Source organism: Gammaproteobacteria bacterium (genome assembly GCA_016195665.1).
Classification (GTDB): Bacteria; Pseudomonadota; Gammaproteobacteria; order SURF-13; family SURF-13; genus JACPZD01.
This window is the reverse complement of record JACPZD010000027.1, coordinates 61350-75379: the sequence shown is the minus strand read 5'-3', so window position 1 is coordinate 75379 and position 14030 is coordinate 61350. Positions and strand designations below refer to the sequence as shown.

The 14030-nt window shown below is 60.2% G+C and carries 11 protein-coding genes; 6 read left to right on the top strand and 5 right to left on the bottom strand.

Features of this window, described 5'->3' with window-relative positions; all coding sequences use genetic code 11:
* Positions 1-197 precede the first annotated feature (197 nt).
* Both HY028_07840 and HY028_07835 read left to right on the top strand, forming a co-directional pair.
* Complete coding sequence (locus HY028_07840; GenBank protein ID MBI3344746.1) at positions 198-728, top strand: superoxide dismutase family protein; 531 nt, start codon at positions 198-200, stop codon at positions 726-728.
* A 78-nt stretch (positions 729-806) separates the two neighbouring features.
* Positions 807-2513 carry a Kef family K(+) transporter gene (locus tag HY028_07835; GenBank protein ID MBI3344745.1) on the top strand — a complete coding sequence of 569 codons (1707 nt, stop codon included), beginning with the start codon at positions 807-809 and terminating at the stop codon, positions 2511-2513.
* A gap of 262 nt (positions 2514-2775) precedes the next feature.
* On the opposite strand, the gene HY028_07830 is transcribed toward HY028_07835, so the two are convergent.
* Positions 2776-3030, bottom strand: coding sequence for a DUF2442 domain-containing protein (locus HY028_07830; protein MBI3344744.1), 255 nt, complete (start codon positions 3028-3030; stop codon positions 2776-2778).
* A gap of 205 nt (positions 3031-3235) precedes the next feature.
* Here HY028_07830 and HY028_07825 point away from each other — a divergent pair, with 205 nt between their 5' ends.
* Positions 3236-3484 carry a ribbon-helix-helix protein, CopG family gene (locus HY028_07825; protein ID MBI3344743.1) on the top strand — a complete coding sequence of 83 codons (249 nt, stop codon included), beginning with the start codon at positions 3236-3238 and terminating at the stop codon, positions 3482-3484.
* A complete protein-coding gene (locus HY028_07820; protein MBI3344742.1) occupies positions 3474-3749 on the top strand; it encodes a type II toxin-antitoxin system RelE/ParE family toxin in 276 nt (91 codons plus the stop codon). Before HY028_07825 ends, HY028_07820 begins: the two co-directional genes overlap by 11 nt.
* Positions 3750-3908: 159 nt before the next feature.
* On the opposite strand, the gene purL is transcribed toward HY028_07820, so the two are convergent.
* From purL to HY028_07800, 4 genes are all read right to left on the bottom strand, one after another.
* Positions 3909-7811 (bottom strand): phosphoribosylformylglycinamidine synthase, encoded by a 3903-nt coding sequence (purL, locus tag HY028_07815; protein ID MBI3344741.1) that lies wholly within the window; start codon positions 7809-7811, stop codon positions 3909-3911.
* 77 nt (positions 7812-7888) lie between these two features.
* Positions 7889-8650 (bottom strand): MBL fold metallo-hydrolase, encoded by a 762-nt coding sequence (locus HY028_07810; GenBank protein MBI3344740.1) that lies wholly within the window; start codon positions 8648-8650, stop codon positions 7889-7891.
* 23 nt (positions 8651-8673) lie between these two features.
* A complete protein-coding gene (bamC, locus tag HY028_07805; protein ID MBI3344739.1) occupies positions 8674-9810 on the bottom strand; it encodes an outer membrane protein assembly factor BamC in 1137 nt (378 codons plus the stop codon).
* A gap of 17 nt (positions 9811-9827) precedes the next feature.
* Positions 9828-10703 carry a 4-hydroxy-tetrahydrodipicolinate synthase gene (locus tag HY028_07800; protein ID MBI3344738.1) on the bottom strand — a complete coding sequence of 292 codons (876 nt, stop codon included), beginning with the start codon at positions 10701-10703 and terminating at the stop codon, positions 9828-9830.
* A 179-nt stretch (positions 10704-10882) separates the two neighbouring features.
* Between HY028_07800 and pilB the strand changes: the two genes are divergently transcribed.
* Together pilB and HY028_07790 are read left to right on the top strand one after the other, a co-directional pair.
* On the top strand, positions 10883-12598 hold the full coding sequence (gene pilB, locus HY028_07795; GenBank protein ID MBI3344737.1) for a type IV-A pilus assembly ATPase PilB: 1716 nt from the start codon (positions 10883-10885) through the stop codon (positions 12596-12598).
* A gap of 148 nt (positions 12599-12746) precedes the next feature.
* Complete coding sequence (locus tag HY028_07790) at positions 12747-13961, top strand: type II secretion system F family protein (protein MBI3344736.1); 1215 nt, start codon at positions 12747-12749, stop codon at positions 13959-13961.
* Positions 13962-14030: the final 69 nt, after the last annotated feature.

Below are 14030 nucleotides of genomic sequence, written 5' to 3'. Positions count from 1 at the left end.
GCCAATTGCTTACTGCATTGCGCAGCTATTTTCCTTTCTATAACCACAGTAGAATGCACTCATCTTTAAATTATGTGTCACCCGCGAAGTATGAAATTCAATTCGCTTAATCAGGTGTCAATTTTATTGGGGGAAGATTCCTGCGCAAAAGCGCGCCGCCGGTTAACTTCACGTTAGCCCCCTGTTTTTAACCCACCATGAAAGGAAATATTATGAAGCTGAAACTCACGTCACTCTCCCTCATGCTCTGCGCTGGCAGTGCAATGGCCGACACAACAGTGCAAATGTCCATGGTCGATGCAAAGGGTGTTAGCGCTAGCGTTGGACAGGTATCAATCACTGAATCAAAGTACGGCATGGTATTTTCGCCGTCACTGAAAGGGCTTCCCCCTGGGTTGCATGGGTTCCATCTGCACCAAAACCCAAGCTGTGAGCCGAAGGAGAAGGAGGGGAAAATGGTTCCCGCGCTTGCTGGGGGTGGCCATTACGACCCGCTCGACACAAAACGCCATGACACGCCTTGGGGTGAAGGCCACCTGGGTGATCTGCCCGCACTCTTCGTGGATGCGGAAGGTAACGCCAGCCAACCGGTACTCGCTCCTCGCCTCAAGACGGCAGACCTTGCAGGCCGTTCGCTGATGGTACATGTGGGTGGAGACAATCATGCAGATCATCCTGCTCCGCTTGGCGGTGGCGGTGCGCGTATGGTATGCGGTGTTATCAAGTAAAAGGCTAACTCTGCATCACTCAAGCGGGACTGCGCAAAAGCGCGCAGCCCCTTAGCTCCACGTTAGGCGACAAGATACATGCCCCATAGCATCACCTTAATCACCACCATTGCCGCCAGTCTGGGCCTTGCCCTGATGATGGGCCTCATCGCCAGCCGACTGAAGCTGCCGCCCTTGGTTGGCTACCTGATTGCCGGTGTCATGCTCGGCCCTGCTACGCCAGGTTTTGTTGCTGACGCCGAACTGTCGGGCCAATTGGCCGAGATCGGCGTCATCCTGCTGATGTTCGGTGTCGGGCTGCACTTCTCCCTCGCTGACCTGTTGGCTGTTCGTCGAATCGCCTTGCCCGGCGCCATCGTTCAGATCGCGGTAGCGACGGCCCTCGGCGCAAGCGTCGCCATCCTCTGGGGTTGGAGCCCGGGTGCGAGCCTCGTGTTCGGTCTGGCACTTTCAGTGGCCAGTACGGTCGTACTCATCAGGGCATTGGAGCAGCGCGGCCTGCTCCAGTCCATCAACGGTCGGATCGCGATCGGCTGGCTGATCGTTGAGGATCTGGCGATGGTTTTGGCGCTCGTGTTGTTGCCCCCGCTGTCCGGGTGGCTGGGCGGCGGCACCGGTGACGCCGCCGAGAGCGCCGCCGGCTGGAGTCTACTGAAAGCGCTCTTGATCACCTTCGGGAAGGTTTCGATCTTTGTCGCCCTCATGCTGGTGGTCGGACGGCGGGTCTTCCCGTGGCTGCTCGGCTACGTTGCCGGCACCGGCTCGCGCGAGCTGTTCACCTTGAGCGTGATTGCGGCGGCGGTGGGCATCGCCTACGGCTCCGCGCAACTGTTCGGCGTCTCCCTCGCGCTCGGCGCCTTTTTCGCCGGCATGGTCATGCGCGAGTCGCATCTCAGTCATCGGGCCGCGGAAGAGTCCCTGCCGTTCCGAGACGCCTTTTCGGTGCTGTTCTTCGTGTCCGTGGGCATGCTGTTCGATCCAAATGTCTTGATACAACAGCCGCTGCAGGTGCTGGCCGTGGTCGCGATCATCGTCGTGGGCAAATCGCTGGCCGCCTTTTTGCTGGTCCTGGCCTTCCGCTATCCACTCAACACCGCGCTCACGGTGTCGGCAAGCCTGGCACAGATCGGCGAGTTCTCGTTCATCCTGGCGGGACTCGGGGTTTCCCTCGGACTCCTGCCGAGAGAGGGTATGAATCTCATTCTGGCCGGGGCGCTCATCTCGATCTCGCTCAACCATCTGGTGTTCCAGGCGGTCGAACCCGCGCAGGCCTGGATTCGATCGCGCTCGAAACTCGCGCTCGCCCTGGAGCGTCCCGATGATCCCCTGGCGGAGTTGCCGATGACGGTCGAGTCGCGCGAAGTTACGGGCCATGTGGTGCTCGTCGGCTATGGCCGCGTCGGCCGGCGTATCGGCGAGGCGCTGGCCGAACACCGGTTGCCGTTCGTCGTGGCAGAGCAGAACCGTGAGTTGGTCGAGACGTTGCGCGAACACGGAATCCATGCCGTCGCGGGTGACGCCTCGGACCCGGCCGTCCTTGTTCAAGCACATATTGCGCGGGCGCATATGTTGGTGATTGCGACCCCCGATACGCTGCGTGCGCGTCGCATGATAGAGATCGCGCGCGGGCTTAATCCGCAGGTCGAGGTTTCGGTGCGCACCCACGGTGAGGAAGAGGCGGCGCTGCTGCGCAGCGAGCATGCGGGAGCGGTATTCATGGGCGAGCACGAGCTTGCGCTCAGCATGACGCGCCATGTACTGGAAAAAATCGCAGCTCGCCGGTAGGACGGCCTCATTGGACATACCCAGCATTTGCCAAACAAATCGCTGCAGCCGACGCGCTATCGCGCGCGGCTGCAGGAGCGAGGGTCAGGTCCGAAGCGAGGGTCAGGTCTACTTTCTTGCCACTGCACGAAGCGAAGCGAGGGTCAGGTCTACTTTCTTGCCACTGGAGAAGTAGGCTGGGGTAAACGTAGCATTGGCTCATCCTGCTGATCGTCAGGCAGCTTACGCAGCCTGATCTATAGCACTACCGCTGCTCGCAACATCACGCCGCTTGTTGCTGACCATGCAGCAGGTCTAACAAAAACTCCGGCGCCAAGTCGGCACCATTGGCCCAGGCTACGGTGCGCATTTCTGGATGCTGATAGGCAGTAGCGAAAAGTTCAGGGTCGCGCAGGGGTGCAAACATGTCGCCAGTCAGCTCTGCGGATAGGTCAATGATGCCGTTTTCTCCGTTGTTAAAACGAACGGCAAGCCGGTATTCCGGCAAGGGTGTGACTTCGGTGGTATGCAAGATCATGGCATTACTCCAATGGGACTATAGTTTATATTACACGACTATCCATTCAATGGTAAATGGCCGTTCTGATGCGGTTTTTTTTTGGCGAGGCACGTTCAGAGTGAGCTACCCCGGCTTCATCTTGATTCGATGCGGTGACGGTTGACAACAGCATAAGCGATCATTATCATCATAAATGATGATAATGGAAACATGAGGTGAGAATATGAGTAACAATGCGTTGATCTCAGTGCGCGTAGAAGATGATCTGGCTAAGCGCCTGGAGCGCCTAGCCAAGGCCACGGATCGCTCTAAGTCTTATCTCGCGGCACAGGCTATTGAAGAATATGTAGCCTTGCAAGAGTGGCAAGTGCAGGCTATCCAGAAAGGCGTTGCTGCGGCAAAGCGTGGCGATGTGGTAAGCCACGACAAGGCCATCGCTGAACTGAAACGCTGGGGTAAACGTGCGCCTTGAGTGGACGCTACCTGCATTCGAGGATATTCAGGAGGCCGGGCGTTATATCGCCCTGGACGATCCGCGGGCGGCAAGTCGTATGGCGGAACGAGTACGCGAAGCAGTGGAGTATCTGGTAGATCAACCGAATATCGGCCGGCCCGGGCGTATGCAAGGTACTCGTGAGCTGGTCATATCGGGGACCCCCTTCATTGCCGTGTACTGGGTGCGGGGTGATGTTGTGCAGATTTTGCGCCTGCTGCACCATGCCAGGCAGTGGCCTTGAGCCTCCTATTCTCTCCAAGGAAGTTCAGAATAGTTTATGTTGAACCGCCAAGGCGCCAAGGCCGCCAAGAAAAAACTGAATTATAAGTATAAGTAAAAAATCTTGGCGTTCTTGGCGACCTTGGCGGTTAGCGATAATAGTTCAGAGATTCCCTCACTTTCAACCCATCCACTTCCGCGCGTTGCGGAACATGCGCAGCCACGGGCCGTCTTCGCCCCACTCGTCCGGATGCCAGGAGTTGGCGACGGTGCGGAATACGCGCTCCGGATGCGGCATCAGGATGGTGAATCGGCCGTCGGGGGTGGTGAGACCGCAGATGCCCAGCGGCGAACCGTTGGGATTCGCGGGATAGACCTCGGCCGGTTTGCCGTAATTGTCCACCCAGCGCAAGGCGACCAATCCCTGGTTCAGCGCCTGCCGTGGACCGGCGCCGGTCTGGAATTCGGCGCGGCCCTCGCCATGCGCAACGGCGACCGGGAGGCGCGAACCCGCCATATCCTGGAAGAATAACGAGGGCGAGCGCGGGATCTCCACCAGTGAAAAGCGCGCCTCGAATTGTTCCGACTTGTTGCGTACAAACTGCGGCCAGTCCGCTGCGCCGGGGATCATCTCTCGCAACTGCGACATCATCTGACAGCCGTTGCAAACACCCAATGCAAAGCTGTCGCCGCGATTGAAGAATGCGGCGAATTCATCGCGCACACGTGCATTAAACAGGATCGCCTTGGCCCAGCCGGCGCCCGCACCCAACACGTCGCCGTACGAAAATCCGCCGGGCGCCGCCATGCCCTGAAATTCGTCCAAACGTCTGCGCCCTTGCGAAATGTCGCTCATGTGCACGTCCACGGCGGTGAAGCCCGCGCGGTCAAAGGCGGCGGCCATTTCGACGTGGCCGTTGACACCCTGTTCACGCAACACGGCGATGCGCGGCTTCAGGCCTTTTTTGATATAGGGTGCAGCAACGTCTTCGTTGACGGCAAAGGTCAGGCTGGCGCTTAAGCCCGGATCCAGCGCATCGAGCAGGGCGTCGTATTCCTGTTGCGCGGAAACCGGATCATCGCGCAATTTCTGCATCTGATACGACGTCTCCATCCAGGCGCGCTGCAAGTTCACGCGCGTATCGGAAAGTATTGTCTTGCCGTGATGCGTGAAGACGATGCGATCCATGTCGTTGAGCCGGCCGCAGTCGTGGCTGTAGCGGCCCAGTCCATGTTCATTCAAGAAGGTAAGGACACGTTCCTTATCCGCCATGCGTACCTGCAAAACGGCGCCCAGCTCTTCGCTGAACAGCGCCGCGCAGGTATTGCCGTCAACGCCGTCGAGGTGTACGCTGACACCGGTGTGCCCGGCAAAGGACATCTCGCACACCGCCGCAAACAGACCGCCGTCCGAGCGGTCGTGATAGGCAAGCAGCAACTCTTGCTCGTTGAGTTTTTGTATCGCTGCAAAAAAATATTTCAGCAGAGCCGGATCATTCAAGTCCGGCGACTCTCTCCCCAGGCGATTATAGACCTGCGCCAGCGCCGAACCGCCCAGCCGGTTTTCTCCCATGCCAAGATCAACCAGGATCAGCGCGGTCTCGCCCCGGTCGCTGCGTAACTGCGGCGTGAGCGTCTTGCGGCAATCGAGCACGGGTGCAAAGGCGCTCACGATCAGCGACAGCGGCGCAGCGACAAGCTTTGTGATGTCGCCGTCGAGCCACAGGGTTTTCATGGAGAGTGAATCCTTGCCGACGGGAATGGCTATGCCGAGCTGCGGGCACAGCTCCATACCCACGGCTCGCACCGTATCAAACAGCGCGGCGTCTTCGCCCGGATAGCCCGCGGCCGCCATCCAGTTAGCGGAGAGTTTGATGTCGGAGATCGTCGCGATGCGGGCAGCAGCGATGTTGGTGATCGCCTCGCCTACCGCCATGCGCCCCGAGGCGGCGGGATTGAGCAGCGCCAGCGGCGTGCGTTCGCCGACGGCCATCGCCTCGCCGGTGTACGCGTCGAAACCGGCGGCGGTGACGCCTACATCGGCCACCGGCGCCTGCCACGGCCCTACCATCTGGTCGCGGGCAACCAGCCCGCCCACGGTACGATCGCCGATCGTGATGAGAAAACCTTTGCTCGCCACGGCGGGAAAGCGCAGCACATGCAATGCGGCCTCGTGCAGGTCGAGCCCGTGCGTGTCGAAACGGGTTTTTGCCGGCGCAATCCGCGCGACGTTACGCGCCATCCTGGGCGGCTTGCCCAGCAGCACCTGGAGCGGCATGTCTATCGGCGTAGTTTGAAAATGGGCGTCGCTCAGAATCAACTGTTGCTCCGCGGTGGCCGTGCCGACCACGGCGTAAGGGCAGCGCTCCCGCGCGCACAGTGCCTCAAACCCGGCGACTCGCTCATCCGCAACCGCCAGCACGTAACGCTCTTGCGCCTCGTTGCACCAGAGCTGCATGGGCGACATGCCCGGATCGTCGTTCAGAATCTTGCGCAGCTCGATGCGCGCGCCGCGCCCGCTGTCGTTGACCAGCTCCGGTAACGCATTGGACAGCCCGCCCGCGCCCACATCATGGATGGAGATGATGGGATTGTCATCGCCCATCTGCCAGCAACGGTCTATCACCTCCTGGCAGCGGCGCTGCATTTCGGCGTTGTCGCGCTGCACCGAGGCGAAGTCCAGCGCCTGATCGCCCGTGCCGGCGGCGATGGACGAGGCCGCACCGCCGCCCAGGCCGATCAGCATCGCCGGCCCACCCAGTACGATGAGCGCCGCCCCAGGGGGGATGGTGTCTTTCTCAACATGCTGCGCGCGGATATTGCCGAGACCGCCGGCCAGCATGATGGGTTTGTGATAACCGCGCCACTCGGAGCCGTACTCGGTGGGCACGCGCATCTCGAAGGTGCGGAAATAGCCGCAGATAGCCGGGCGGCCGAATTCATTGTTAAACGCCGCCGCGCCGATCGGCCCTTCCAGCATGATCTCCAGGCTCGACGCGATATGTTGCGGCCTGCCGTAATTTTCCGTTTCCCATGATTGCGAAAATTCAGGAATTCGCAGATGCGAGACCGAGAATCCGCACAGGCCTGCCTTCGGCTTGGCGCCGCGACCGGTGGCGCCTTCGTCGCGGATCTCGCCGCCGCTGCCGGTGGCCGCACCCGGAAACGGCGAAATTGCCGTGGGGTGATTGTGGGTTTCCACCTTTATCAAGATATGCGTGTCTTCAGCGCGGGAGGAATATTCTTGATTCTGTGGATTTGGAAAGAACCGTCCCGCCCTGGAACCCTGCATGACTGCGGCATTGTCTTTATAGGCCGAAAGAACGCCCTGCGGATTTTTCTGGTGGGTGTTACGAATCATGGCGAACAGAGAGAGCGCCTGCGGCTCGCCGTCAATGATCCAGTCGGCGTTAAAAATCTTGTGCCGGCAATGTTCGGAATTCATCTGCGCGAACATCATCAACTCGGCGTCGCTGGGATTGCGTTTGACCGCCGCAAAGTATTCCAAAAGATAGTTGATTTCATCGGACGATAGCGCCAAGCCCATTTTTTGATCGGCATTGAACAGCGCCGAGCGCCCCAAGCCCCTCACATCCACGGTGGTCAGCGGCGCGGGCTCCGCTTTCTGGAAGAGGTGTCGCGCGGCGGAAGGATCACTCAACAACTGCTGCGTCATGCGGTCGTGGATAAGCGGTGCGATCAGGCCGAGTTCCTGATGTGTCAGCGCTGGACCGCTCATCGTGAAGCGGTACATCAAACCACGTTCAATGCGCTTGATCTTGTTCAGGCCGCAGCGATGGGCGATGTCGGTGGCCTTGCTGGACCACGGGGAGAGGGTTCCAAAGCGCGGCGCCACGAGCAAGGACGCAGCCTCTGCGGAGTCAGCCTCCGCCCCTGAACCGCCGTAGCTCAGGAGCCGGATAAGCCGCTCGTGTTCTTCAGGGGTGAGGGCGACGTCGAGGTCTACAAGATGGAGAAATTCGGCATGAACCTGCGTGAGCCTGGGCACCGCCTGGCATAACCGGGTAAGCAGCTTCTCGAGGCGGAAGGCGGAGAGGGCTGGCGCACCGCGCAGTTGCAGCATGGGTCTAGGTCTGGGTTTTATCAGGCTGGAACAAGTGTGGATTTTAGCAAAATTCTCAACGCGCGGCTATTGCCCAGCTACGCCAGCACCTGCCAGGCCAACCCGGCGCGCTGGTCCGCCACGATCACCTCTTCTTCCGTGCAGCGTAGCGCCTCGCAGAGTGCCCGGCACGCAAGCTGCGGGGTGTTGTTGTGCTCGCTAAGATGCATGGCGACGACGTGCTGCAGCCGTGAATGATCCAGACGCGCCAGCAGTTGCGCGGCCTGGTCGTTGGAAAGATGCCCCAACGGTCCGCCGACGCGCTGTTTCAGGCTCGCGCTGTAGTGGCCGTTAGTCAGCATCGCCGGATCGTGGTTGCATTCCAGGAGCAGCGCATCGCAGCGGTTCAACATCTCTTCGATGTGCGCCGTGCTGCGGCCGGTATCCGTCAGGAGGCCCGCGCGGTGACGCCCGTCATCAAATACAAACTGAGCGGGTTCGCGGGCATCGTGCGGTACCGGAAAGGGGTGTATCTGTAGGCAGCCCAGAGTAAACGGCGTGTGGCTGCTGAAAAAGTTTAAGCGAGGAATGTCGCCAAAGCGGGCGGGCGACCAGGTGCCGGGCGTCATCCACACGGGCAGAGAATATTTGCGCGCCAACAGGCCCACCCCTCCTACGTGATCGGCGTGTTCGTGGGTGACGAGGACGGCGGTGAGCTGTTCGGCCGATTTCTCGAGCCGCGCCAGGCGTCTCTCGGTCTCCGCCAGAGTAAAGCCGCAGTCCACCAGTACACAACTGTCGCCGTGCTCGATCAGCAGCGCGTTACCGCGACTACCGCTGCCCAAGCTGGCGAAGCGCACGGGAAGTTGCGCTTACGGACCCCTTACTTCAACTGCTCTTCAAGCAAAGCCAGGATGCGGTTGGAGGTCTCTGAATTCTCGGGCTTGCCGTCTTTGTTGAGTATCACGATGCGCGTCTTGGACTCGGCGCTGATCAGGCTGACCAGGTATTGCTCGGCGATGGCTTTGTCATCCTTGCCTCCCCAGAATTTCAATTTCGATAGAAATCCTGCATCTTTTTTCTCATCCTTGAGCGGGTCGGCATAGCGCACAAAATACAGGCCGCGCGAGCGGTCACGGTCTTCGACGGTGAAGCCGACGCGATCGAGGGCGAGTCCGGTGCGCCGCCAGGCGCGCGAGAAATCTTCCTCGACCGTCAATGCAGTCTGGCCGCCGGCATCGCGCGTGAGCGCGGTGCGCGGACGCTCAGGCGCGGCTTGGGCGAGCAACGCCTTGGCCTTTTGTTCATCCATGCCAAACGACACGACCAGCCGGTTCAACATCTCGACCTCGAGTTCCGGGTCGGAGGGCCGCGACTGCCAGATGGTATCGGTACCCTTTACCACCTCTTCGACGCCACGGTGTGAGATATACAGCTCGGTGGTGCCATCCTCCTTGCCGCGCTCCAACCGGACGCGGAACTTGTCGCGCGTCGCGGCCGAGTAAAGCGAATCGAACACCTTGCTCAGCACCGAGCGGATCGGATCTTTGGGGATGTCGGCGCGGTTCTCCATCCAGTCGGTCTCCATGATGCCGATCTTGGGATCTTCCTGTTTGATGAGGAAGCCGCTTTGGATAAAAAACTCGCGCACCTTGGGCCAGATCTGCGCCGGCTCGCCCTTGATGACCAGCCAGCGCTTGTCGCCTTCGCGCTCCATGCGAACGGTGTCTTGTGCGGGCAACACGTTCTCGCCGCGCGCGGCGGCCGGGTCGTTGCGCTCCCCGCTGTAGGCAGAGAAGGTGGCGCTGCCCGACGGGGTGATGTCCGGCACGACCAGGCTTTCATCTATGGTCGAGCTGGTGAGGTCGGGTGGCACCTCCAGCGGGGGCAGGGTCTGGCTTTTTTTATAATCGGTTCTCTGGTCCTGGCCCATCTCATCCAGCTTGGCGGAGATTGTGCCGCAGGCGCTGAGCGCCGTCAGGCAGAGAACAATAATAGAGTGTGGAAACAGTCTGCTCATACGTACCATAGTGCAACCTATATTAGATCAGCGTGTTGCAGGGCCCGCCGCACGCGGTCGTGAGCGGCCGCGGACAACGGGGTTAACGGCAGGCGAATGCCGGGCGGGATCAGACCCATTTGATGGAGCGCCCACTTCACGGGGATGGGGTTGGACTCGATAAACAGGTCTTTGTGCAGGGCCATCAGACGGTTATTGATGGAAGACGCCTTGGCCCGGTCGTCCGCCAGCGCCGCCGCGCACATCTCGTGCATGAGCCGGGGCGCTACATTGGCCGTCACCGAGATGACTCCCTTGCCACCCATTAAAATAATGTCCATCGCGGTGGCGTCGTCGCCCGCATAAATATCTATTGTATCACCACAGCGATCCAGAATCTCCCGCGCCCGCGCGAGGTCTCCGGTGGCCTCCTTGATGCCGATGATGTTGGGGATGGCCGCCAGCCGTTGCACCGTTTCCGGCAGCATGTCGCAGGCGGTGCGGCCGGGAACATTATAGAGGATCTGCGGGATAGGCGCCGCCTCGGCCACCGCCTTATGGTGGAGATACAGGCCCTGCTGGGTGGGCTTGTTATAGTAGGGCGTGACCAGCAGACAGGCATCGGCGCCGGCCTGCATGGCGCAACGGGTGAGGACGATGGCCTCGGTGGTCGAATTGGCGCCCGTCCCGGCGATGACAGGGATGCGCCCGGCGGCGAAATCCACCACTTGGCGGATCACCCTGCAATGCTCTTCCTCGTCCAGGGTGGCCGATTCGCCGGTAGTGCCCACCGCCACGATGGCGTTGCTGCCCTGCTCAATGTGAAACTCGACCAGGCGCCGCAGGGACTCCGGGTCGAGCGCGCCGTCCGCCTGCATCGGCGTGACCAGGGCTACCATACTGCCGTGAAACATATTTTGCTCCGAAGCCTTTTATACAGACAAACAAGCATGGTACTTGGAGCCTCAAGCGATGACAAGTTGCCGCTCCTCGGCTATTGGCTATTTGCCATGCAATAATCTACTATTAAGCAAGCTCTGATGTATCAGAGTTTCCTTAAGTTCAAGCCTAAACGGTACGATATTATTAGATCATGGCCATATCGAACGTAAAACTCAACGTGAGCGGGTTGGGGCGCCGCCTGGTGCAGGACGGCCTGTTGACCGAGGCCCTGGCCCAGCAGACCTACGAACAGGCCCTGCGCAGCAAGGTCCCCTTTGTCACCTACCTCGTGCAAAGCAGAATCCTGTCGAGCCGGGCCATCGCCACCGCCGCCTCCCAGGAGTTCGGCGTGCCGCTTTTCGATCTCAATGCGATGGACATGGATCAAACCGCCGCGGCCCAGGTGGATGAAAAACTGATGCGCGAGCATCACACCCTGCCGCTCTTCAAGCGCGGCAATAAGTTGTTTGTCGCGGTAGCCGACCCCACTAATGTACGCGCCCTCGATGAGATCAAGTTCCATGCCGGCCTCAACACCGAGCCGGTACTGGTCGAGGAGGACAAGCTCGCCAAGATCATAGACAAGGTCCTGGAGGCGCGCGATAGCGCCATCTCGGCTCTGGACGATGTCAGTCTGGACGACCTCCAGATCACCTCCGGCGACGAGCAGGCCGCGGCTGATGCCTCCGAGGCGGATGTAGACGACACGCCGGTGGTGCGGTTCGTCAACAAGGTCTTGTTGGACGCCATCAACAAAGGGGCGTCGGACGTCCACTTCGAGCCCTATGAAAAGGCGCTGCGGGTGCGGTTTCGCCAGGACGGCGTGCTGCGTGAGGTGGCCTCGCCGCCGGTAGCGCTCGCCAATCGCATCGCCGCACGGCTCAAGGTGATGTCGCGGCTCGACATCTCGGAGCGGCGCGTCCCGCAGGACGGCCGCATGAAGATGCAGATCTCCAAGAATCGCGCAGTGGACTTCCGCGTCAGCAGTTGCCCCACGCTGTTCGGCGAAAAGATCGTGATGCGCATCCAGGACCCGGCCAGCGCCCAGCACGGCATAGACGCGCTGGGTTACGAAGAAGAGCAAAAGAAACTCTTTATAGACGCCGTCCACCGCCCCTACGGCATGGTGCTGGTCACCGGCCCCACCGGCAGCGGCAAGACCGTGTCGCTGTACACCGCGCTGACTATCCTCAACACCGCCGACCGCAATATCTGCACCGCCGAAGACCCGGTGGAAATCAATCTCCCCGGCATCAACCAGCTCAATGTCAACCCCAAGGCCGGCCTCACCTTCGCCTCGGCGCTGCGCGCCTTTCTGCGCCAGGACCCGGACGTCATCATGGTGGGAGAGATCCGCGACCTCGAGACGGCCGAGATCGCCATCAAGGCCGCGCAGACCGGCCACATGGTGCTCTCCACCCTGCATACCAACGACGCCCCGCAGACCCTGACCCGGCTGGTGAACATGGGTGTCGCGCCATTCAACATCGCCTCCTCGATTTCGCTCATCATTGCCCAGCGCCTCGCCCGGCGTTTGTGCCCCCATTGCAAAAAACCCTTGGACATTCCGAAGGAGGCGCTGCTCGAAGAAGGCTTCAAGCCGGAAGAGATCGGCAATTTCAAGGTCTACGGCCCCGGGGCCGGCTGCGAGAACTGCGCCGAGGGTTACCGCGGCCGGGTCGGCATCTATCAAGTCATGACGGTCTCCGAGGAAATGGGGCGTATCATCATGGCGGACGGCAACTCCATGCAGATCAACGATCAGGCCAAAAAAGAAGGGGTCGCCGACCTGCGCGAGTCGGGGCTGAAGAAGGTCAAACAGGGCGTTACCAGCCTTGAGGAAGTCAACCGGGTCACCAACGAATAAAATTTGACCGAGACACTAAAGTTATCCATTCTTCTGCCGCTAATGTCGAATAAGGAGTAGTTTGTCTTGTGCCGCACACGGACGTGCTAATGTCGCGGGAGGCAGGATGCCGGGAGCGACCTGTGTTACACGAGAGGTCTTGAACATTATGGCTGCAAAGGCGATTAAACAAGATACCTTCATTTGGGAAGGTTCCAACAGACTGGGCAACCGTATCAAGGGCGAGACGCGCGCCACGACCGTCGCGCTGGTCAAGGCGGATCTGCGCCGGCAGGGCATCAACCCCATCAAGATCAAAAAGCGCTCTAACTTCGGGCGCCGCAAGAAGAAGATCACCCCCAAAGACATCGCCGTCATGAGCCGCCAGCTTGCCACCATGATCTCGGCGGGCGTGCCGCTGGTGCAATCCTTCGAGATCATCGGCCGCGGGAATAACAATCCCAGCATGCAGGAGTTGATGCTCGCCATCAAGGGCGATCTGGAGAGCGGCACCTCACTGACCGAGGCGCTGGAAAAACACCCCTATTACTTCGACGAATTGTTCTGCAATCTGGTGCGCGCCGGCGAACACGCCGGTATTTTGGAAACCCTGCTGCACAAGATCGCCATCTACAAGGAAAAGATCGAGAACCTGAAAGGCAAGATCAAAAAGGCCCTGTGGTATCCCACCGCCGTGCTGGTGGTGGCCTTCATCATCACCGCCATCCTGCTCATTTTTGTCATCCCGCAGTTCGAGTCCTTGTTCAAGGGATTCGGCGCCGACCTGCCGGCCCTGACCCGCTTCGTCATTGACCTCTCGGCGGCCTTCCAGCAGTGGTGGTGGGCGATCTTCGGCGGCATCATACTGGCCGTCATGGGACTCGTCCAGGCCAAGCGCCGCTCGCGCAAATTCAGCCGGCTGCTCGATCGCATGCTGCTGAAAACGCCGATCATCGGCGGCATCGTCACCAAGGCCACTATCGCCCGCTACGCGCGCACCCTCGCCACCATGTTCGCCGCCGGCGTGCCGCTGGTGGAGGCCATGCAATCGGTCGCCGGGGCATCGGGCAACATCGTCTACGCGGACGGCATCCTCAAGATGCGCGACGAGGTATCCACCGGCCAGCAGTTGAACCAGGCCATGCGTCAATCCAATCTGTTCCCGAACATGGTGGTGCAGATGGCCGCAATCGGAGAAGAATCCGGCGCGCTGGACACGATGCTCACCAAGGTCGCCGATTTCTACGAGGAAGAGGTGGACAACCAGGTGGACTCCTTGAGCAGCCTGCTCGAGCCGCTCATCATGGTGATACTGGGCGTGCTGGTCGGCGGTTTGGTAGTGGCGATGTATCTGCCTATATTCAAGTTGGGGGCAGTGGTATAAAGGCAGGTACAAGAGAAAAGAGACAAGAGAAAAGATTTATCCCCGGAAGTATGCCGGTACTTTTCTCTT

Bases quoted from the DNA above. Each gene is read 5' to 3' on its own strand.
- HY028_07840 (MBI3344746.1), top strand. From the start codon at position 198: ATGAAAGGAAATATTATGAAGCTGAAACTCACGTCACTCTCCCTCATG.
- HY028_07790 (MBI3344736.1), top strand. From the start codon at position 12,747: ATGGCTGCAAAGGCGATTAAACAAGATACCTTCATTTGGGAAGGTTCC.
- bamC (MBI3344739.1), bottom strand. From the start codon at position 9,810: ATGAGCAGACTGTTTCCACACTCTATTATTGTTCTCTGCCTGACGGCG.
- HY028_07835 (MBI3344745.1), top strand. From the start codon at position 807: ATGCCCCATAGCATCACCTTAATCACCACCATTGCCGCCAGTCTGGGC.
- HY028_07830 (MBI3344744.1), bottom strand. From the start codon at position 3,030: ATGATCTTGCATACCACCGAAGTCACACCCTTGCCGGAATACCGGCTT.
- HY028_07825 (MBI3344743.1), top strand. From the start codon at position 3,236: ATGAGTAACAATGCGTTGATCTCAGTGCGCGTAGAAGATGATCTGGCT.
- pilB (MBI3344737.1), top strand. From the start codon at position 10,883: ATGGCCATATCGAACGTAAAACTCAACGTGAGCGGGTTGGGGCGCCGC.
- HY028_07800 (MBI3344738.1), bottom strand. From the start codon at position 10,703: ATGTTTCACGGCAGTATGGTAGCCCTGGTCACGCCGATGCAGGCGGAC.
- purL (MBI3344741.1), bottom strand. From the start codon at position 7,811: ATGCTGCAACTGCGCGGTGCGCCAGCCCTCTCCGCCTTCCGCCTCGAG.